The 18,833-nt window shown below is 42.8% G+C and carries 19 protein-coding genes; 15 read left to right on the forward strand and 4 right to left on the reverse strand.

Translation table 11 applies throughout. The features are described from left to right. The first annotated feature begins 6 nt into the window (after positions 1–6). The 9 genes from gatB to ETR37_RS04835 all read left to right on the forward strand — a co-directional run bounded on the left by gatB (position 7) and on the right by ETR37_RS04835 (position 9,842). On the forward strand, positions 7–1,437 hold the full coding sequence (gene gatB / locus ETR37_RS04795; protein WP_129446982.1) for an Asp-tRNA(Asn)/Glu-tRNA(Gln) amidotransferase subunit GatB: 1,431 nt from the start codon (positions 7–9) through the stop codon (positions 1,435–1,437). A gap of 292 nt (positions 1,438–1,729) precedes the next feature. Then, on the forward strand, positions 1,730–3,034 hold the full coding sequence (locus ETR37_RS04800; protein WP_129446983.1) for a homocysteine synthase: 1,305 nt from the start codon (positions 1,730–1,732) through the stop codon (positions 3,032–3,034). 650 nt (positions 3,035–3,684) lie between these two features. Continuing rightward, entirely contained in the window at positions 3,685–4,074 is a 390-nt protein-coding gene (locus tag ETR37_RS04805; RefSeq protein ID WP_013144153.1) for a hypothetical protein, read from the forward strand. A gap of 121 nt (positions 4,075–4,195) precedes the next feature. After that, the gene (locus tag ETR37_RS04810) at positions 4,196–5,077 is read left to right on the forward strand and encodes an NADH dehydrogenase (RefSeq protein WP_060788743.1); all 882 of its coding nucleotides are present in this window, start codon (positions 4,196–4,198) and stop codon (positions 5,075–5,077) included. Beyond that, a complete protein-coding gene (locus ETR37_RS04815) occupies positions 5,061–5,801 on the forward strand; it encodes a hypothetical protein (protein ID WP_129446984.1) in 741 nt (246 codons plus the stop codon). The genes ETR37_RS04810 and ETR37_RS04815 overlap by 17 nt, the downstream gene beginning before the upstream one ends. Next, complete coding sequence (locus tag ETR37_RS04820; protein ID WP_129446985.1) at positions 5,798–6,499, forward strand: hypothetical protein; 702 nt, start codon at positions 5,798–5,800, stop codon at positions 6,497–6,499. Before ETR37_RS04815 ends, ETR37_RS04820 begins: the two co-directional genes overlap by 4 nt. A 13-nt stretch (positions 6,500–6,512) precedes the next feature. After that, positions 6,513–7,166 carry a heme ABC exporter ATP-binding protein CcmA gene (gene ccmA, locus ETR37_RS04825; protein WP_053414313.1) on the forward strand — a complete coding sequence of 218 codons (654 nt, stop codon included), beginning with the start codon at positions 6,513–6,515 and terminating at the stop codon, positions 7,164–7,166. Positions 7,167–7,738: 572 nt separating this feature from the next. Further along, positions 7,739–8,437 carry a response regulator transcription factor gene (locus tag ETR37_RS04830; protein ID WP_129446986.1) on the forward strand — a complete coding sequence of 233 codons (699 nt, stop codon included), beginning with the start codon at positions 7,739–7,741 and terminating at the stop codon, positions 8,435–8,437. Continuing rightward, positions 8,424–9,842 carry a HAMP domain-containing sensor histidine kinase gene (locus ETR37_RS04835; RefSeq protein WP_129446987.1) on the forward strand — a complete coding sequence of 473 codons (1,419 nt, stop codon included), beginning with the start codon at positions 8,424–8,426 and terminating at the stop codon, positions 9,840–9,842. Before ETR37_RS04830 ends, ETR37_RS04835 begins: the two co-directional genes overlap by 14 nt. Before the next feature lie 86 nt (positions 9,843–9,928). Here the strand turns inward: ETR37_RS04835 and ETR37_RS04840 are convergent, their stop codons facing one another. The 4 genes from ETR37_RS04840 to ETR37_RS04855 form a co-directional block, all read right to left on the reverse strand. Further along, positions 9,929–10,363: a NisI/SpaI family lantibiotic immunity lipoprotein gene (locus ETR37_RS04840; RefSeq protein WP_129447003.1), complete on the reverse strand. Its 435-nt coding sequence runs from the start codon at positions 10,361–10,363 to the stop codon at positions 9,929–9,931. Positions 10,364–10,457: 94 nt separating this feature from the next. Next, complete coding sequence (locus ETR37_RS04845; protein ID WP_020754733.1) at positions 10,458–11,246, reverse strand: lantibiotic immunity ABC transporter MutG family permease subunit; 789 nt, start codon at positions 11,244–11,246, stop codon at positions 10,458–10,460. Between the two features lies 1 nt (position 11,247). After that, the gene (locus ETR37_RS04850; RefSeq protein ID WP_033005348.1) at positions 11,248–11,994 is read right to left on the reverse strand and encodes a lantibiotic immunity ABC transporter MutE/EpiE family permease subunit; all 747 of its coding nucleotides are present in this window, start codon (positions 11,992–11,994) and stop codon (positions 11,248–11,250) included. A 15-nt stretch (positions 11,995–12,009) separates the two neighbouring features. Then, complete coding sequence (locus ETR37_RS04855) at positions 12,010–12,702, reverse strand: lantibiotic protection ABC transporter ATP-binding protein (RefSeq protein WP_013144163.1); 693 nt, start codon at positions 12,700–12,702, stop codon at positions 12,010–12,012. A 374-nt stretch (positions 12,703–13,076) separates the two neighbouring features. On the opposite strand from ETR37_RS04855, the gene ETR37_RS04860 reads away from it, so the two are divergent. The 6 genes from ETR37_RS04860 (at position 13,077) to ETR37_RS04885 (ending at position 18,634) form a co-directional block, all read left to right on the forward strand. Then, entirely contained in the window at positions 13,077–13,940 is an 864-nt protein-coding gene (locus tag ETR37_RS04860; protein ID WP_050483815.1) for a polyprenyl synthetase family protein, read from the forward strand. 19 nt (positions 13,941–13,959) lie between these two features. Then, positions 13,960–14,115 (forward strand): competence pheromone ComX, encoded by a 156-nt coding sequence (gene comX, locus ETR37_RS04865; protein WP_013144165.1) that lies wholly within the window; start codon positions 13,960–13,962, stop codon positions 14,113–14,115. 6 nt (positions 14,116–14,121) lie between these two features. Continuing rightward, on the forward strand, positions 14,122–16,386 hold the full coding sequence (locus tag ETR37_RS04870) for an ATP-binding protein (protein ID WP_129446988.1): 2,265 nt from the start codon (positions 14,122–14,124) through the stop codon (positions 16,384–16,386). Positions 16,387–16,411: 25 nt separating this feature from the next. Then, on the forward strand, positions 16,412–17,083 hold the full coding sequence (locus ETR37_RS04875; RefSeq protein WP_020756631.1) for a response regulator transcription factor: 672 nt from the start codon (positions 16,412–16,414) through the stop codon (positions 17,081–17,083). Positions 17,084–17,233: 150 nt separating this feature from the next. Beyond that, on the forward strand, positions 17,234–17,716 hold the full coding sequence (locus tag ETR37_RS04880; RefSeq protein ID WP_020756630.1) for a hypothetical protein: 483 nt from the start codon (positions 17,234–17,236) through the stop codon (positions 17,714–17,716). A gap of 6 nt (positions 17,717–17,722) precedes the next feature. Beyond that, positions 17,723–18,634 (forward strand): hypothetical protein, encoded by a 912-nt coding sequence (locus ETR37_RS04885; RefSeq protein WP_020756629.1) that lies wholly within the window; start codon positions 17,723–17,725, stop codon positions 18,632–18,634. Positions 18,635–18,833: the final 199 nt, after the last annotated feature.

Below are 18,833 nucleotides of genomic sequence, written 5' to 3' on the forward strand. Positions count from 1 at the left end.
TAGGTGATGAACTTTGAAACGGTCATCGGACTTGAGGTGCACGTCGAGCTGAAAACGAAATCGAAAATTTTCTCCAGCAGCCCGAACGCGTTCGGCGCGCCCCCGAACACGCAAACGAACGTCATCGACTTAGGGTATCCGGGCGTGCTGCCGGTGTTGAACCGGCAGGCGGTCGAGTTTGCGATGAAAGCGGCGATGGCGTTAAACTGCGAAATCGCGACCGAGACGAAATTCGACCGCAAAAACTACTTTTATCCGGACAACCCGAAAGCGTACCAAATTTCGCAATACGACCAGCCGCTTGGCAAAAACGGCTGGATCGAAATCGAAGTGAACGGGAAAAAGAAAAAAATCGGCATCACCCGCATTCACTTGGAAGAAGACGCCGGCAAGCTGACGCATACGGGCGACGGCTATTCGCTCGTGGATTTTAACCGCCAAGGGACGCCGCTCATCGAGATCGTCTCCGAACCAGACATCCGCTCGCCGGAAGAGGCGTACGCCTACTTGGAAAAATTAAAGGCGATCATCCAATACACGGGCGTCTCCGACTGCAAAATGGAAGAAGGATCGCTCCGCTGCGATGCCAACATTTCGCTCCGCCCGATCGGATCGGACCAATTCGGCACGAAAACGGAGTTGAAAAACTTAAACTCGTTCAACTTCGTCCGCATGGGGCTCGAGTATGAGGCGAAGCGGCAGGAGAAAATTTTGCTTTCAGGCGGCGTCATCCGCCAAGAAACGCGGCGCTTTGACGAAGCGACGAAAACGACCGTCCTCATGCGCGTCAAAGAAGGATCGGAAGACTACCGCTACTTCCCGGAGCCGGACTTGGTCATGCTCTATATTGACGACGAATGGAAAGAGCGTGTCCGCGCCTCGATTCCGGAGCTGCCTGACGCCCGCCGGAAGCGGTATATCGAGGAGTGGGGCTTGCCGGAATACGACGCCAAAGTGCTGACGCTGACCAAAGAAATGGCGGATTTCTTCGAAGCAACGGTCGCAAACGGCGCCGATCCGAAACTGGCGTCGAACTGGCTCATGGTCGAAGTATCCGGGTACTTAAACGCCGAGCAAAAAGAGCTCCATGACATCGCGTTGACGCCGGAAAGTTTGGCTGGGATGATCAAACTCATCCAAAACGGCACGATTTCGTCGAAAATCGCGAAAAAAGTGTTCAAAGAACTCGTCGAACACGGCGGCGACCCAGAGAAAATCGTCAAAGAAAAAGGGCTCGTGCAAATTTCCGACGAAGGAGCGTTGCGCAAAATTGTGCTCGAAGTGCTCGACGCCAACCCGCAGTCGGTCGAAGACTATAAAAACGGCAAAGACCGCGCGCTCGGCTTCCTTGTCGGCCAAGTGATGAAAGCGACGAAAGGACAAGCGAATCCGCCGCTTGTCAATAAGCTGTTAGTAGAGGAAATTGGAAAACGATAATGAAACAATAGGAGGCCTGCCCACCGGCAGGCTCTGTTTTCAATAAAAATTTTTGCACTATATAAGTTGCAATAAAGATTTTCCGATTGTTCGATTCTGTTTTCCTTCATAACAAGTCATTTTGATAGAATGCAGCGGGCGCTCTACTGGATGTAAAACAAAGTTTCAACTTATATATTAAAAAAATACAATTGACAAACGTTGTGATCGAATGATAGATTTTTTATAAGAAAAAACCAATTGATTTAGTAGGATATGAAATCTCGAAGGGTCAAAAAGGGGAGAGGAAACGATGAGCAATAAACAAACCTTCCGCCCGGAGACGCTCGCCATCCACGCCGGGCAAAAACCGGATGCGGAAACGGGCGCGCGGGCGGTGCCGATTTACCAAACAAGCTCGTATGTATTCCGCGACAGCGAGCACGCAGCCAATTTATTTGGCTTGAAAGAGGAAGGATACATTTACACTCGCATTATGAACCCGACGAACGACGTGTTCGAAAAACGGATCGCGGCGCTTGAAGGCGGCATTGGAGCGCTTGCGCTGTCATCGGGGCAGGCGGCGGTGTTTTATTCGATCATCAACATCGCCTCGGCGGGCGATGAAATCGTCTCGTCGTCGTCCATTTACGGCGGAACGTACAACTTGTTCGCCCATACGCTGCGCAAGTTCGGCATTACGGTGAAGTTTGTCGATCCGTCTGACCCGGAAAACTTTGAGAAGGCCATCACCGACAAAACGAAAGCGTTGTTTGCGGAAACGATCGGCAACCCGAAAAACGATGTGCTTGACATTGAAGCGGTCGCCGACATCGCCCATCGCCACGCCATTCCGCTCATCGTCGACAACACGGTGGCCAGCCCCTATTTGTTGCGGCCGATTGAATTCGGCGCCGACATCGTCGTCCACTCAGCGACAAAGTTCATCGGCGGGCACGGCAATTCGATCGGCGGTGTGATTGTCGACAGCGGCAAGTTTGACTGGAAAGGGAGCGGCAAGTTTCCGGAGTTCACCGAGCCAGACCCAAGCTACCACGGGTTGGTGTATGTGGACGCCGTCGGCGAAGCAGCGTACATCACGAAAGCGCGCATCCAGCTCTTGCGCGACTTAGGAGCGGCGCTGTCGCCGTTTAACGCGTTTTTGCTTTTGCAAGGGTTGGAGACGCTCCATTTGCGGATGCAGCGCCATAGCGAAAACGCCCTTGCCGTCGCCAAGTTTTTAGAAGAGGAAGAAGCAGTTGAATCGGTCAACTACCCAGGGCTTCCGAGCCATCCGTCGCATGAACTGGCGAAAAAGTATTTGCCGAATGGGCAGGGCGCGATCGTCACGTTTGAAATCAAAGGCGGCGTCGAAGCTGGCAAAAAACTGATCGACTCGGTCAAGCTGTTCTCGCATTTGGCCAACATCGGCGATTCGAAATCGCTCATCATCCACCCAGCCAGCACGACGCATGAGCAGCTGACCCCGGAAGAACAGCTGTCCGCCGGCGTCACCCCAGGCCTTGTGCGCCTGTCTGTCGGCACCGAAGCGATCGACGATATTTTGGACGACTTGCGCCAAGCCATTCGCCAAAGCCAGACGGTGGGGGTGAAGTAGAAGCAACGAAGCGAGAACCATTTAGAAAATAGAAAGAGCGCCCTAATCGACAAACTAGGGCGCTCTTTTTTGATTTGCAGAGCAAAGCTATCTCAGAACACGCCTTCTCTGCACTTGCAAGGGAAAATCAGTACATCAGATTTTCCGGACACGGAGACTCCAGACTATCCTCGCTTGTCAAGTACGTTCCACCTGAATCCGTGATAGAAGTGTACCCGAAATGCCGGGAAACTCTCAATTATGCAGAGGCCTCTACTCTATTTCGAATGTTCACCTATTAGGTGAAGAACCGAGATGTAATATTTGGTTGATTGATCAAATTTTCTTGTGGGGGCGTGAACCCGTCTTGATCACCGATTCAAGGTTACAGTGATGCACCCATTTTGTTTTAATTTTTCGTATTTACTTCTTTTTTTTTTTTTTTTGTTATAATATCCCATGGGACCGGTCCTGTATTTTAAGGTTCATCACCAAAAGATGTACTTGACTTTTAAAGACAAACATGATAGCAATGTTGCTCAAAGAGACGTGTGGTATAAAAAGGAAAAATGCTGTTTTGATTTTCTCTATCATAATCGTCTTTCTTTGTCAAGTACACTTTGTGGTGAAGAGCCTATTTTAAAATATATTAAGGGAGAGGGGATCGAATCATGAAGAAAAAACGTAAAATGGTTGCTGCTTTGCTTGCTTCTACCACATTCATTGTGGTAGGGGGAGTCAGCGCCGCATCTTATGTGACGTATGCGGGGGTTCTCCCTCGTTTTCAAGCCGATACAGAATTAGCAAGCGCCAATAAAGCGACAAACAGTAAAAGCAAAGTGGAAAATTCGGTTGTTGGGAGCGATTATAAAGCGAATATGTGGATTCAGCAAGGCTCCACGAAAGTGTCGCCAACCGCGCTGAATGTAACCGATAATGACACGCGTTATTTCACTGTCGACCAAAGCGCTGTTGGCAAAAAAGTTTCATTAGTGGCGGAAAATGCATCCTTCACTTACGTTACAGTTGATATCGCAGGCAAATTTTACCCCGACAATTGATCGATTTTATAGATATGTTCAGTCAACTTGGACAAGAGAGAGGTTTTCTTCGTCAGGGACGGTCTTCTTCAATTTCAATGAAGAAGACCGTCCTTAAACAGAAGAATTAGGAGATGATTGTATGTATATGGAATTGCTTAAACTTCTGAAAAATAAGAACTTTTATATCAGCGCAGCTTGCCTGTTGTTGCTCGTCATTGGCGCTGTCGTGTTGGGGGTGAAAGATTACCGTGAAAATGTGGAGCTGTTTGAACGAATTTACCACCACAATCCTAATGTTTCCGCCTTGGCATCGCCTCACCTTGAATGGGTTGGTCTAGGAGGCTTCCGATTTAACGTACTCTCTTCTTTATATTACTTCCTTTTTCCACTATTGTTGTCCATTCCATTGGTAGATTCGATTGATCGTGAGCGAAAGAGCGGAAATATTCATTATCAATTGACACGGATGGGAAGGGGAGTCTATTTTCGAAGGAAATTTGTGTTTTCCTATATCAGCGCTTTCTTCTTATTCCTTCTTCCTCTTGTGCTGGGAGTTGTGCTGGTGAATCTTTTGACGAACCATTGGGATTATTCGAGCTTTTCCCAGGCTTATCGGCAATTGGTCCATGGCACGTTGCCGTTGCCGGACAATTCATTTGAAGGGGAAAAGAAAAGCATTTTTTCTCCTTTATTGGAGATCTCCCCTTATTGGTATGTTCTCGCGTATTATGTCATTGGCGGGTTGTTTGCCGGTGGCTACGTTTGTCTCGGTTTAGCCTTTTCTTTATTCTTGAAAAATCGGTATTTGATCACGTTGATGCCACAAATCATTTATATGGTTTGTTGGGCAGCGCTGACCATTACCAACCAATTGGCCTGGGATCCGTTTAATTTCTTAATCCCTTCACAACCAGTGGAAGGATTGTCCTATTGGAAAATCGTCATCGTGTTTATCCTCCAATTGTTGATCGCGGTAGGGGTATTTTCATATGGAGTGAAGAAGAGTGAAGATGTTCTCTAGACAGATTGTTTTTTTTGTTTGGCAAGATTTGCTGTTGCATCGCACCGTTATCCAAATGATTTTGGGCGTCATGGCTCTGTTGATGGTGGTGAGCATCTTGCCGCTAGGAATGGTGGTAGTGGGGAAATGGCACAGCCTTAAAGATTTTATCTTGCTCTATCGGTATGAGTTTTTTCATCTGCCTGTTTTTTTATTTCTTTTAGGTTCAACACTTCAAACGAACGCGTGGGTGATTTTAAGACGATACCGCACCCGGGGACAAATCGGGCTGCATAAAGCGTTGTTGGTCGTCGTTCTGGCGGGGGGCGTGTCTCTTTGGGTTGCCGCAGTAGGCGGATTATGTACAATGTTTGTGAAATACGTCATCTATCCTAATATGCCAAACGCCCATGCGGCTTTTTTGTACGTGCCGCATAGTGGGGATAAAAGCTCGTTTCTCTATTTTCTTGTCATGTACTTTTTCGTCACCGCGATATACGGATTGTTGTTTGTCGCATTCATTGATTTTGGGGGGAACCGCTTTTTCGCCTTCGCTGCCGTCATCATACTGGCTGTATTGGATATGTTCACTGTGCACATGCTCCCTTATTTGTTTTACATAAGTGAACAGACGGCTCCTGTTTGGACCATCCTCGTTCTCATTGTGGTGCTGCTGCTGTTAGTCTATCTCATTTGCCTTTCGTCAAGCCGAAAAAACTATTATGTTCAGGATGATCTGTTATGAAACCGATGGATTTGGAGTTTACCCTGATCAAAATGGATGTCAAAAGAATTGTCATCACCTGCCTCCTGTTCCCACTGTTGGGCACTTTGATGTCCAGCTGGTCAGAGGCGTTTTCTTCCCAATGCCTATCGGAGTTGTTCGCCCGCTTATTCGGAGCGGTGACGATCTCGAATTGGATGTATTGGCTGATGATTTGCTTCGGCTATGTGGTGTTGCTCCAAATCGTTTGGAAAAAGCGGGATAAATATTTTGAACATAAACTGTTCATTTTGTTGAGGGATACGACGTCGTACACGATGGCTAGGCTGCTGGCAGGTGTTCTATTTACATTGGTGTATGTCTTGTCGGTGTTTTTGATCGCTGGCGGCTTCGGTCTCTTTGTGTCGCATATGGCGTTTTCGTTTGACCGTTCGCTCGTGCTCATGTTCGTGGGCATCGCCGTGAATTTGTATTGGCACGCCAGCGTGTGGATGTTGTTGAACGTGTATGCAACCCATCACTTGGCGAATGTTGTCATTCTCGCTTTGTTTTTTGTGGGTGTCAAGATGCCAACGCCTTTTATTCCTTTGTACTACAGCATGGCGGATCTCGTGCGGAGCAGCTCGATGTTCTGGTCGGCGTTGATGGTGGAGCTCTTGTCGATCGTTGCGTTCGGGTATTGGACGATCAAGAGAGTGAAGAACGCGGATTATATGTAGGAGGTTTTCAATTATGAAGGCGATCGTCTTATCCAATGTTTCCAAAACGATAAAAGCAAGGGAAGTTTTGCGCAATATCAACTTAGAGTTGGAAAGAGGAAAGATTTATGGATTTGTCGGGCCGAACGGGTCGGGAAAAACGATGTTATTCCGAGTCATCAGCGGACTTGTGAAGCCGTCCAGCGGCACGGTGGCGGTATTCGGCCAGACGTTGCACCAAGATGTATCCTTTCCGAGCGATATTTCTGTTTTGTTGGAAAAACCAGGTTTCCTTGAACAATACTCAGGATTCGATAATTTGCATTTTTTAGCCATGATTCAAAACAAAATCGGCGAGCGCGAGGTAAAAGAGGCAATCGAGCGAGTGGGGTTGGATCCGCATGATAAAAGGCCGGTGAAAGCGTACTCTCTTGGAATGAGACAAAGACTGGCCATTGCACAGTGCATCATGGAGAAGCCGCAGCTGATGTTGCTCGATGAACCGATGAATGCTTTGGATGAAAAATCGGTGGACCAAGTGTACCAAATTATTCGGGAGGAAAACAAAAGAGGCTGCACCATTTTGTTGACGTCTCACAACAAGGTGGACATTCAGTCATTATGCCATGAAGTATATTCGATGAATGAAGGGGTGATTACGGGTATGACCCATATTACGGCAGAATGACTGTCATGTGTGTAATGTCGAAATTCGCGAGGGGGTGGCCATCTTGAACAACCAACTGTGCGAAGGTGCCGCTTCCGTGTTCATGGGACAATCAAAAGATGGGATTATGGAGTGAACCAAAATAGCTCCCTGCATCCTCCTTAGGTGCAGGGAGCTTCAGTGCAGCTATTCTTTCTTCCTGAAGCCAAATTCGAATTCCCTCATCCCTCTGCTTTCGAACGCGCTGTCATGAAAAGACAAAGATGCTATCTGTTTAGTCGACACCGCCTCTTGTGCACTCCCACTATCATGGGAAGGATTCATTATAGGCAAGTGGGGGGTTCCCGTGTTTTCACATGCACCAAAATAGCCCGATTTGCTGATTTCTTCCTTCAACAGAGAGCATGACATGCTTTGAGAGAGTTCGGTACGATCTTCTCCAAAAGGTACATACCGAAACATTAGAAAAATCTTATGATTTTAATCTATTTTGAATGTGAAAATGTCTCTATCAACAAGGCATCGGTGACATGAGATTCAGGATATAGGGGATGAAATCAGTTTGTTATTCAACTGTATGGGGGGATCAAAACATGAACAAAAAGAAGATTTTGCTTGTTGATGATGATGAAGATATTTGCTGCACAATCAAGCAATATTTGGAGCTTCATCATTATCAGGTAGAAACGGTCCACAGCGGTGTAGAAGCGTTGAAGATGATAAACGACGATTTTGATTTGATTGTGTTGGATATCATGATGGAAGGAATTGACGGAATGGAGCTGTGTACAATCATTCGTGATCGGGTTGATTACCCTATTGTATTTGTTAGTGCTAAAACGCTGGAGGAAGATAAGGTTCAAGCTCTGGCGATCGGTGGGGATGACTACATCACCAAGCCGTTCAGCTTAAAGGAGTTAAAGGCGAGAATTGATTCTCATTTAAGAAGGGAAGAACGGATTCGTTCGAACGAGAGATATCTTTTGAGTTCTAAAAATATTACGATTGATCTTTTGGCTAATGAAGTCTTTTGTAAAGGAAAGAAATTGCCGTTCACAAAAAAAGAATATGAGATTGTGAAGTTGTTGATGCTGAACCAAAAGATCGTTTTCTCGAAAGAACGAATATTTGAACGAGTATGGGGGATTGACTCTGAAAGCCAGTTAGACACGGTGGCAGAAAGCATTAAAAATATTCGAAAGAAAATCAAGGACGTCGATCCAGAAACCTCTTATATTCAAACATTATATGGGCTCGGCTATAAATGGGATGTGAGCAATGAAAAACGATAAAACAATCAAACGAGATTTTTACTTGTTGGTTGTGAAGGTAGTGTTGGCAACAGTGATCTCTTCGGCCGTTACCTATTTATGCGTAATCTATTTGATTATGACATTAACCACCAACCATGTGGTGAAACCGACCAATTATTTCGTGAAAGATTTGGATTTGATTGAGAAAAAGGTGAAAGAAAACGAAGAAGCTATTTTCAAGGGGAGACTCATTCCCATCCATCGTTACAGCGAAAAGATAAAAGGAGAAGTTGTAGACATCAGCGGCAAGCATCTGTATGGCGATCGCGGAATTGTAGACGGTCAAGTGGATATGAGCAAAGTGATCAACCGTGAGATTGTAAAAGGAAGCTATGTGTATCGGTTCATTCCCGTTCAACATGATAACGCCATTCAGGCGGTGTATGTGTTGAAAGCGCCTTTCGGGTTTATCATTAACAATCAAAATCGCTTCGGAGCCGTGTTGATTTATGCTTTGCTCCTTATTTCTCCGTTGATCTTTTTTATTGTCTATTTGATTTTCTTTACATCAAGGCTGTACAAATCATTGTTTCATAATGTCAGGTTGCTGCTTCAGGCTTCTGATCACATTGCAAGCGGGGATTTTGATTTTCAAGTCTCAGGGTTGAAAAGAAAAGAATTTATGAAAATCCAGGATTCCTTTAATACCATGATCAGTGCGCTGAAAGAAATGGTGGAACGTTTAGCCAAGACCGATGACGAACGGAGAATGATGGTATCATCGATCGCGCATGATATCCGAACCCCGTTGACGGTCATCCAAGGACAAATTGATTTGATTCAAGACTTGCGAAAGTTGGACCACTTTGATCTCACTCCCCATTTAGAGATTATTCGCAAAAACTGTGGGAAGATGACCATGTTGACAGATAATTTGTCGTTGCTCTATAAAGTGGAGAATGACCACTTCTCACTGAATGCAAAAGAAGTGGATGTAAGGCAAATTCTTGATGAGAAAAAACGAGAGATCACAACAATGGTTTATCATCAAAAATCGATAAATATTTGCTTTGATGTGAATTTGCAAAAATCATGTTACATCCTTGATGAAGCGATGTTAATGAGAGTGTTGGACAATATTTTATACAATAGCTTGCGGTTTACCAAAAGCGGAGAAATCAAGTTGGAAGTGCATGATGAAAAAGAGGGGGATGAGCGTAAAATCTATTTTCGCTGTTCCGATACTGGAACGGGGTTTAAAGAAAGCGATACGTCGTTGTTGTTCCAGCCTTTTTACCAAGATCAGCAGTATAAACATCATGTTGGATTAGGGCTGTATATTGCCAAACGAATTGTCAATCATCATGGCGGTGAAATTTGGGCATACAACAACGAAAAAGGCGGCGCGACCGTTGAATTTTATATTCAGGAGCTGGCTGATTGATCATTCCATCTCATGGCTTTTCCGCTGTTGTAGAGAACGGAAGGCGGCTAGGGAGATTCCGATTTCCCTAGCCCATCTCTGAGCCTCTATTTTCTTTTCGCAATGAGAAATTGGTGGTTCACCGTAACAGCCACTTCTTCGTCCGGATTTACACCTTTGATGCTGTAAACCCATCCGAAGTTTAAGTGAGTTCGTTTTTCGTCTTTTTGATCGGGAATGATTTCAATCTTTCGCAGTTCTTTTTTGCTCAAAATTTGATGATGCTCATTGATGGTGATCGTCTCCGCTACTTTCCCGATTGGTTTGTGCAATTGATGTCGATCTACTTTTGCTGCCTGAATGATGTACGTTCGGTCTTGATAGTGAATGTCTTGCAAATTGTCTTTGTTCAACTCATATTTTGGCAATTTCCGATCGATCTCCATATTTTTTGTTGCTGTCTTTTTTAAGTCGCTGACAAGTGAACAACCTCCTATAAAGAGGATCCCGATCAACATGAGGGGTAAGAGGAAGTTTTTCATCGCCACTCTAAAACCTCCCTCTAGAAATGTTGATTTATCAAGGCTTTTCGGCCCCTCCTTTTTGAACATCCCATTGAAAGAGAACCACGGGGGTTCATTCATGTGGTTTATTTCCTTCCCAACGATGAAACCAGACTGAACCGATGATGGTCACGATGATAAAGCCTAGAAGGGCATAGGCCATCCCTTCCCACAATGATAGCGAATAGGAATTGAACAACTGCGCCCCCAATGCTTGCTTTACTTCGGGCATCATCAAAATCGGAAATTGTGAGAGGCGAACACCCCAAGCCCAAGGAACATAGCTCCATATATGATCGCCTAAGGACGTTGCGCCAATAAGGGCGGAAATGAGAAATCCGCCGCTCCCGATGGCAATCGATGCTCCCATTCCAAAGGCAAGGCTGATGAACAGATGCAAGGAAAAAAGGATCAGTGAGCCCACGATCGAGAGCATGGCTCCTTGCAAAAATAAGTGATCATGAATGGGCGCGACGTTGAGTACGTATTTCATTCCAAAGAGCATAACCATCGTCGCCAGCAAGATATCCGCGCATGCGATGAAGATGAGCAGCGTGAGTTTGCCAACATACCATTTGATTTTGGATACAGGGCCGGCCAAGATGTTCATGAAATTTCCTGCTTTTTCTTCTTGATAGGACATCAGTCCGGTAAGCAAGGAGATGATGATCGGCAAGGAAACGGTCATCACTTCGAAAAAACCTTGGTAGATTTTCACCTGCCAAAACACGGAATGTCGGTAGTGCGAAAAATACCATACCATAAAGAGCGGATACAGGATTGGTATGATGATGACCATGATCCGAACTGCTGTGCGTTTCGTTTTGATCCATTCGGATGACAGAAGGCGAAGAAACGACATGTCAATGCACTTCCTTTCGCGAAAACCAAACGGCGGTCAGAAAAGATAGCAACAGAAACATGACAAGGGCAGTCGTTAGGCCTATTGGAATGACAGAAGGATCCAATAGCGAATTCCCTTTTTCCAAAGGAACGCCGTTCGGATGAACCCCGACGATCGGGCACATCATCCTCATTCCCCAGCTCCATGGAATGAACAGCCAGTAAGGCTGTGCAGCCATGACGACCCCTAAGGCGAGGCCGATGACACTGACAAGGATCGAGGCTGCCATCCCGAACCGCTCGGCGATAAATAATCCGATCGGGATATAGGATAAAGAACTCATCCAAATGACCAAGCTGGCAAACACCGCGACAGTAGCGGATGAGAGGCTGTTGGGCAAAAACCATTTCAATAAAACAAGCAGGACGATCAGCTCGATAGTGGAGAGCAACATATAATAGGCGATGACGGCGATTTTGCTCCACCATAGACGCACAATGCTAATGTCGAGACAACGCAGCGCTTTATCGTTTCCGGACTTTTTCTCCCTTGACACTGAAAGGGAAGCAGTCAAGGCCGTTCCAATGGGAACAAAAATCAACGGCCACCAATTAAATACCGTGTATTCAAAATAATGGCGCGTTGAATTCATGGTTGGCATGGTGATCATGGCATACAGGACAAAGAAAAGCGGAGCGATGAATATAAGTTTTTTGGCAAACGTTCGCTTGTATTTTAAGTGTTCTGACTGGAACATATTGAGCATGACTCCCATCCTCCTTCATTGCTTGTTCACAACATCGATGAAGAGTTTTTCGAGATCTTGACTCTCGTCTATTTTCCCCTCGTACCTGAGTTTTCCGTTTTGAATAATGCCAATGTAATCGGCTAATTGTTTGACTTCGGACAAAATATGGCTCGATAGGATGACGGTGATCCCGTTTTCGGCAAACGATTTAATGAGTGTTCGCAAGTCCTGGATGCCTAATGGGTCCAAGCCATTTGTCGGTTCGTCGAGAATGAGCAGTTTTGGATGGTTTAAAAGAGCTTTGGCAATTCCTAGCCTTTGCTTCATGCCAAGGGAAAATTGAGATGCTTTCTTTTTCCCCGTATTTTCTAAGCCGACGATGTTCAAAACTTCTTGGATTCGCGAGTCGGGCAAATGAAGCAATTTGGCGTGAACGAGTAAATTCTCATAGGCTGTTAAATTGCCGTAAAGAGCCGGGGATTCGATCAGTGCGCCGATATCTTTCAGGACTTTTCTGCTCCAAGGATGGCCGTTGATGACGATTTCCCCTTTTGTGGGACGCAACAGCCCTGTCAGCATTTTTAAAAGAGTGGATTTTCCCGCTCCATTTGGCCCGAGCAATCCATAAATGGTATGTTTCTTGACTTTTATGGATACATCATCCACCGCGAGTTGTTTCCCAAACGCTTTGCTTATATGACGGGTTTCTAACATATACTCTTCCATGTTCATTCTCCTTTCATAATGGGAACATGCTAGGCGGTTCTTGACTGGCATAAGCGCAAGAATAGGACTGTTAGATCCGTGCTGTTCTCATATTAATGACTCAATCTAATGTTTTTATAAGAAAAGAATGGCTCTTCACCAAAAGTTGTACTTGATTTTTTCTGAACATACNNAACCGTATTGCTTGTCAAGTACATGTTGTGGTGAAGAGCCAAAAGAACACATGGATGATGTTTTTTACCAGACTTGTCACAATCTTGGACAAGTCTTTTTATTTTTCAGGAAGGAATTTCATTGAATTTGTCCAATATTATTTGTAAATATTTGTTCAAGGTGCGATAGGATGAGTGAAAAAGAAAAAAATAGCGAAACAAATGAAAGAAATCGTGGAACAATTGGTGTCGGAACCACAACTGAAAGCGCACATGCTCGTGGCAATCGAGCAACATATGAAAGGGAGCGATTTGTTGTTTGGGCGGTTGGCTTATTTGCATTATGACTTGTTTTCGATACAAGGAGATCACTCAACATATATCGCAGCGGCTATTGAATTGATCGTGATTGCTGGGGATTTATTTGATGATATAGTCGATCAAGATCGTTTCGAGGATACAGCTATTCCTCTTCATATTGCGATCGGGTTCTTGCTGCTTGGTCAGCAAGCGATTGCGAATGTACCGATTTCTAGTAATAAAAAATTAAAGGCACTGTCATATGTTACGTCTTGCTTGTTGCAAAGTGTACACGGACAACAGCTTGATGTGGGGTGTGACGTACAAACAGAGGCAGATTATTTAAAAATGGTAGAGAAAAAATCAGGCTCTCTTGTTGCGATGGCTTGTGTCATCGGAGCATTATTAGCAGGAAAAGAGGACATCGCAGCGATTGAAACATATGCTCGCTACATCGGCATTGCAGCACAAATCGACAATGATCTTGATGCGCTATACAACTGGGATAAAAAAGCGGATATTCAAGCAAAGAAAAAGTCGCTTCCGATTTTGTATATGCTAGAAAGCAAACAAAATAACTTGTGGAAGCAGTATTTCAACAACGATATAGACTACGATCGGATGTATGTCCAAAAAGAAAAAGCACTTCAGCAAATGGAACAGGAAGGAGCGTTTTATTATGCTAAAGTGATAAGCCAGATTTACAAGGAAAAGGCTTTGCAAGAAATCGAGAAACTGGATGTAGACGATAGGTACAAATCCGTACTGAAAACAATGATTTTGTAATGTTGGAGGGAGATCTGCGATGCAAGAAATCATTCGCTTTTTAGTAGAACATCCAGAAGTCATCGAAAAATTACAAAATGGTACGGTGAGCTTGATCGGTTTAAGTGAGTTAGAGGTAAAAGCGGTTGTAAAGGTATTTAGTGAATCGACGGAGCCGCTTGGATATTGGAAGTAGATAACGATGAATCGAGCAGTCATTGCGATGATTGTTGCTTTGATTGCAGCACTATATTTAACCATTTTAAATGTTAGGCATCCATTGATCGGCATGGATGTAGTAGAAAACAAGAATGGTGATATTATTGTTAATGATATTTACGAGTTTGGTTGGGCAAAAAAACATGGTATTCATATTAATGATCAAGTGCTGAAAGTGGATGGAAAGCCTCCGCTCTCCCATTTTACTGTCCGGGAATACAAAACAATTGAACAAGCGAAAACAATAACGATTCAGAGAGAAAATCAAATCCAAACATTGAAGGTTGACTATCAATCGCATGGAACGGAACAATGGCTGTATTATATTGCCTTACCGGCGGGTTTTTTTCTATTCGCTATTAGTTTAAGCATTTTTTTGCTTCGTCTGCGGCCGAATGACAAATCGGCAACCGTGCTGATCTATTTTTTATTATTGACAGGGATTTGTTATATCAATGCCAGCTTATCAGCGAAATATGCGCCGTTTGGGCGGCAAATATTTAACGGTATATTTTTCATATTGCCTGCCGTCTTTTTGCATTTCGTTTATCATTATTTTGAAAAAGAAAAGAAAGTGTGGTTTGCGAAAAAAATTGTCTTTTCCCTTTATGGGTTTAACTTTTTGATGTTTGTTGTCTCACTCGAGTCTTTATCGTTTCGTTCGATAAGTGAAGCGGAAGTGCTATTGACGACATTTTTTATCAACATGGTCATCATTCTCGCTTTGTTAGGAAAAGGATTCGTTTATTTTAAAAAAGATGAACAGCGACATACGGTTAAAGGGGTGTTTTTCGCAATTGGGCTATCTGCCGCACCATTTGTTTTATTTTATGATCTCCCCGTTCTAATCATTGGAAAATGGGTACTACCAGCTGAATTAACCGTTACTTCGTTTTTTGTGTTGCCTTCCGTCTTTCTTTATTTGATTTGTACGGATCGGCTATTTCGATTGCAGTTTTCCATCAATCACTTTGTATACTATGCTCTTTTATCATTATTTCCGGCTTTTCTTGTTACATTGCTTTATGCCAAATTTGTTCATGAAGCAAGGAGATTTGCTGAACTCACTTTGTTGTTTTTACTGATTTATGTAATCAATATCCTTGTTCTCTATTCAAAAGGATATTTTGATCGAACATTAAGAACGAAGTTATATGTACAAAAAAACTTTTATCAAGAAAGTATATATCGAATCGGTGAAGCATTAAAAAAACAAAGAAATATGCAAGAAGTCATCCAATGCTTGGAAAAAGAAGTGAGGGAAGTATTAGATATAGAGAATCTGGCTTTTGTACAATTGGCGGTCCAAAATAGGCAAGCCCCTTTTCATTGCGATGAAAAAGAGTGGATGAAGTTAATCAAAAAGATGGATGGTCAACCACTTTCGATTGGAAAAATGATTGAAAATAAGCGTTTGTTTGCGGTTTTTGTAGGCTCATTCCGACAAAGTCCTTTACTATTGATAGGAAAAAAGAAACATCCCATTCCATTTCGGGCAGAACAAAAAGATTGGTTATCCACCATTGTCTATTATGCCAGCGTCACGATTGAAAATATGTTAAAAGTAGAGGATTTCATCAAAGAGTTAGACAATTTAAAGGAAAGAAGCCATTCTGTTTGGCTCACTCGTTTGATCTTTCAATGGTCGGAAAAGGAAAGAAGAAAGTTAGCCATTGACTTGCACGATACGATTCTTCAAGATTTAATTGTTTTAAAACGAAAAGTGGAGAGCTTGCGCTTTCAAAATATGCGTATGGAAGAAATGAAAAAGCAGCTAAACGACATCGAAGAAGAAATCGTAGATATGATTGATGTAACAAGAGAAACGTGCCATGAATTAAGACCGCCGTTTTTGGAACAAGTCGGATTAAGAGAAGCATTAGCCGAATTAATCAGAAGATTTCATTTGCGTTCAAATATCAAAGTGGAGTGGAATATTCATGTATCAACCAAATTAGATGAAGAACGAGAACTTGCAATATATCGGATGATCCAAGAATTATTAAACAATGCGCTGAAACATTCGCAGGCATCGTATATTCAACTAACATTGGAGACTCAAAATGAGGAAGTTCAACTTCATTATGTTGACAATGGTATAGGTATAGACATGAAAAAATTAAATCATTATGATGGAAAGCTTGGTTTGTTTGGCATAAAAGAGCGTGTGCAAGGCTTAGGTGGAACTTGCGAGATGACATCACAACTTGGCGAGGGGCTAGATATACGGATCACCATTCCATTATAAGCATAGGAAGGAGAGAAATGACTAGATGATTCACATTTTGGTTGTCGATGATCATCGCCTTGTTGGTGAAGGGACAAAGAATATGCTCGAGAGCGAACAAGATTTCCAAGTAGAACTTGTTACATCTGGCACAGAAGCGGAACAGATGATGGAACAACGTACATATGATGTGTTTTTGCTTGATTGGCGTATGCCGGATATGAGCGGTATCGAATTAAGCAGGCGGATTCTCCAAAAACAGCCAAATGCGAAAATTGTCATCTATACCGGATATGATATTGTTCCTTTTTTAAATTATTTCATTGAATCAGGCATTACAGGCTTTGTCAGTAAAACCGCATCAAGCGAGCAATTAGTGACGGCGATTCGCTGTGCGTTAAGAGATGAGGCGGTTATTCCTGTGCATGTACTGCGCCAGCTGCGGCTTTTCGAAGTGAAAGCTAGGATGGAAGAAGAGGAGGAACATATCGCGCTCGACATGTTTGAACAAAATATATTGATAGAGGTTGCCAACGGTTTAAGCAATAAAGAGATTGCAAGAAAGCACTGCATGAGCCAGCGGAGCCTAGAAAGACAGCTATCGCGTATTTTTTCAAAATTATGTGTATCTTCTCGGATAGAAGCGGTGGAAAAAGCAAAACAATTGGGACTCATTCCAGAGCATTATATGTTGTTAACGTCCTCATCGGATGGATGAGGGCGTTTTTGTCTAGTCCGCCAAAATTGGCGGGCGCACCGTCAAAAAATGGCGGGGTTCCGACACAAGTTGGCGGTGAAAAAATGATCGTTTTGATTTACATTTTATAGTATTAGGAATCATAAAAAATCGAACAAGGGAGGGGATTTTATGTTCAAAAAAGGTTATTTATCTATTCTTTCGCTAGTTATGGGATTCACTTTCTTCTCAACTAATACTTTTGCAGCTACTGATATCGTTGATAATGATGCTTTAAGCAGTGCCCCTGGATACTGTGAACAAAAGGGAAATTGGACCTACAAGACAGGTTCTGGATACTACAATGATTATCGGATCGTTTCGGCAACCGTTAATGGCTTTGATACTGATTATGCGTATATTTGGGGATTTTATGCACACGACAAAAATGCCGCTCATTATGTCTACTTAAACAATAAAGATTTTACAAATCCAAGAACAGCTTATCAAATAGATGAGTTTGGCGGTATTGTGTATATTAATCAAAATACAGCACCTGGTGGTTGGAATTTTCTTAAAACCCATAAAGAGTGGAATCATATGATTGTAATTAACACATCTTTAACTACCAAGTTAGGAAATGTGGGAGCAGATGCTACAAAAATTACTTATTAATTAGGGGTGAGTGCTTTGAAGAAAAAATTTTTGATTGCTGGAGTTGCTAGTGTGGTATTAGCCGTTTCATTAGTGGTATATAATGGTACAGATATTGCTGGAAGCCAAGACAACGTGGCTCAGGCAAGCGCAAATATTCAAAAAGTAAAAGTGCAAAATACAGATGAACAAAAAACTAAAATTCAAACCTTGATGTTAAATTCTATTGATCATTATAAAACAGCAAAAGGATCGTTTGAATATTTTAGTGAATCAGGTAATTTTCATATCAGTGTAGATTATCAAACAGATCTTTCTGACAGCCCCAAATCTTATGAAAAAGTTCGCGGACTGGCTAAGGAAAATAAGAATGGTATAACTACTGCAGCTGAACCAGGCTATGAAGTGAGCGTATATGATGGAGAAAATTTGATTAATTACAATAGTGGTTCTAGTGATTATCAAACGAATAGTGTTACTAAAAGCAATGTTCCTATAAAAACTATCGTAAAAGTAGGAAAAGTGAGTGAAAAGGAACGTAATTATTTAAAAAACACGACCATCCATGAACGGATTACTACAGTAGATGGAGAAAAAGCCTACATACACAGAATAGATCCGTCCTATATGGGAATAGCGAAGACTTCTTTATTTCCAGAAGATATAGCAATGGGACTTTTAGCAGATGATGCACGATGGGATATCACAGGGCAGGAAAATATAGCAGGAGTCAAGACGGTAGTAATAGAAGGTAAACTGAATAGTGAGTATTCAAAACGATATAACGCAAAAACTTTCAAATTAAATATAGAGCCAAACACTGGAATAATGATACAAATGGAAGTTTTTGATTCCTCAGGCACCATTAAAGAATCAATAAAAACAAAAAATATTGAAATTAATAAAAGTTTAGACACCAAGTTATTCACAAGTTTTTAACAATTCTGTTTCAATGAAAGCCCACATTATAAACGAAGTAATGATGTATAAAATTTGATTAAGTCTGAAATTTTGCGTGAAAAGAAACGGCAAAAAGCGGTTTGATTTTTCCAAAACGTTCATTTGCTGGCTCTTCACCACAACATGTACTTGACAAGCAATACGGTTTCCNNATGTTCAGAAAAAATCAAGTACAACT

It is taken from the genome of Geobacillus sp. PK12 (assembly GCF_004123125.1).
GTDB classification, from domain to species: Bacteria; Bacillota; Bacilli; order Bacillales; family Anoxybacillaceae; genus Geobacillus; species Geobacillus zalihae.

What these genes read in the sequence shown, in the direction of transcription:
- gatB (WP_129446982.1), top strand. Translation starts at nt 7, where the DNA reads ATGAACTTTGAAACGGTCATCGGACTTGAGGTGCACGTCGAGCTGAAA.
- ETR37_RS04800 (WP_129446983.1), top strand. Translation starts at nt 1,730, where the DNA reads ATGAGCAATAAACAAACCTTCCGCCCGGAGACGCTCGCCATCCACGCC.
- ETR37_RS04805 (WP_013144153.1), top strand. Translation starts at nt 3,685, where the DNA reads ATGAAGAAAAAACGTAAAATGGTTGCTGCTTTGCTTGCTTCTACCACA.
- ETR37_RS04810 (WP_060788743.1), top strand. Translation starts at nt 4,196, where the DNA reads ATGTATATGGAATTGCTTAAACTTCTGAAAAATAAGAACTTTTATATC.
- ETR37_RS04820 (WP_129446985.1), top strand. Translation starts at nt 5,798, where the DNA reads ATGAAACCGATGGATTTGGAGTTTACCCTGATCAAAATGGATGTCAAA.
- ccmA (WP_053414313.1), top strand. Translation starts at nt 6,513, where the DNA reads ATGAAGGCGATCGTCTTATCCAATGTTTCCAAAACGATAAAAGCAAGG.
- ETR37_RS04830 (WP_129446986.1), top strand. Translation starts at nt 7,739, where the DNA reads ATGAACAAAAAGAAGATTTTGCTTGTTGATGATGATGAAGATATTTGC.
- ETR37_RS04835 (WP_129446987.1), top strand. Translation starts at nt 8,424, where the DNA reads ATGAAAAACGATAAAACAATCAAACGAGATTTTTACTTGTTGGTTGTG.
- ETR37_RS04840 (WP_129447003.1), bottom strand. Translation starts at nt 10,363, where the DNA reads ATGAAAAACTTCCTCTTACCCCTCATGTTGATCGGGATCCTCTTTATA.
- ETR37_RS04845 (WP_020754733.1), bottom strand. Translation starts at nt 11,246, where the DNA reads ATGTCGTTTCTTCGCCTTCTGTCATCCGAATGGATCAAAACGAAACGC.
- ETR37_RS04850 (WP_033005348.1), bottom strand. Translation starts at nt 11,994, where the DNA reads ATGCTCAATATGTTCCAGTCAGAACACTTAAAATACAAGCGAACGTTT.
- ETR37_RS04855 (WP_013144163.1), bottom strand. Translation starts at nt 12,702, where the DNA reads ATGGAAGAGTATATGTTAGAAACCCGTCATATAAGCAAAGCGTTTGGG.
- ETR37_RS04860 (WP_050483815.1), top strand. Translation starts at nt 13,077, where the DNA reads ATGAAAGAAATCGTGGAACAATTGGTGTCGGAACCACAACTGAAAGCG.
- comX (WP_013144165.1), top strand. Translation starts at nt 13,960, where the DNA reads ATGCAAGAAATCATTCGCTTTTTAGTAGAACATCCAGAAGTCATCGAA.
- ETR37_RS04870 (WP_129446988.1), top strand. Translation starts at nt 14,122, where the DNA reads ATGAATCGAGCAGTCATTGCGATGATTGTTGCTTTGATTGCAGCACTA.
- ETR37_RS04875 (WP_020756631.1), top strand. Translation starts at nt 16,412, where the DNA reads ATGATTCACATTTTGGTTGTCGATGATCATCGCCTTGTTGGTGAAGGG.
- ETR37_RS04880 (WP_020756630.1), top strand. Translation starts at nt 17,234, where the DNA reads ATGTTCAAAAAAGGTTATTTATCTATTCTTTCGCTAGTTATGGGATTC.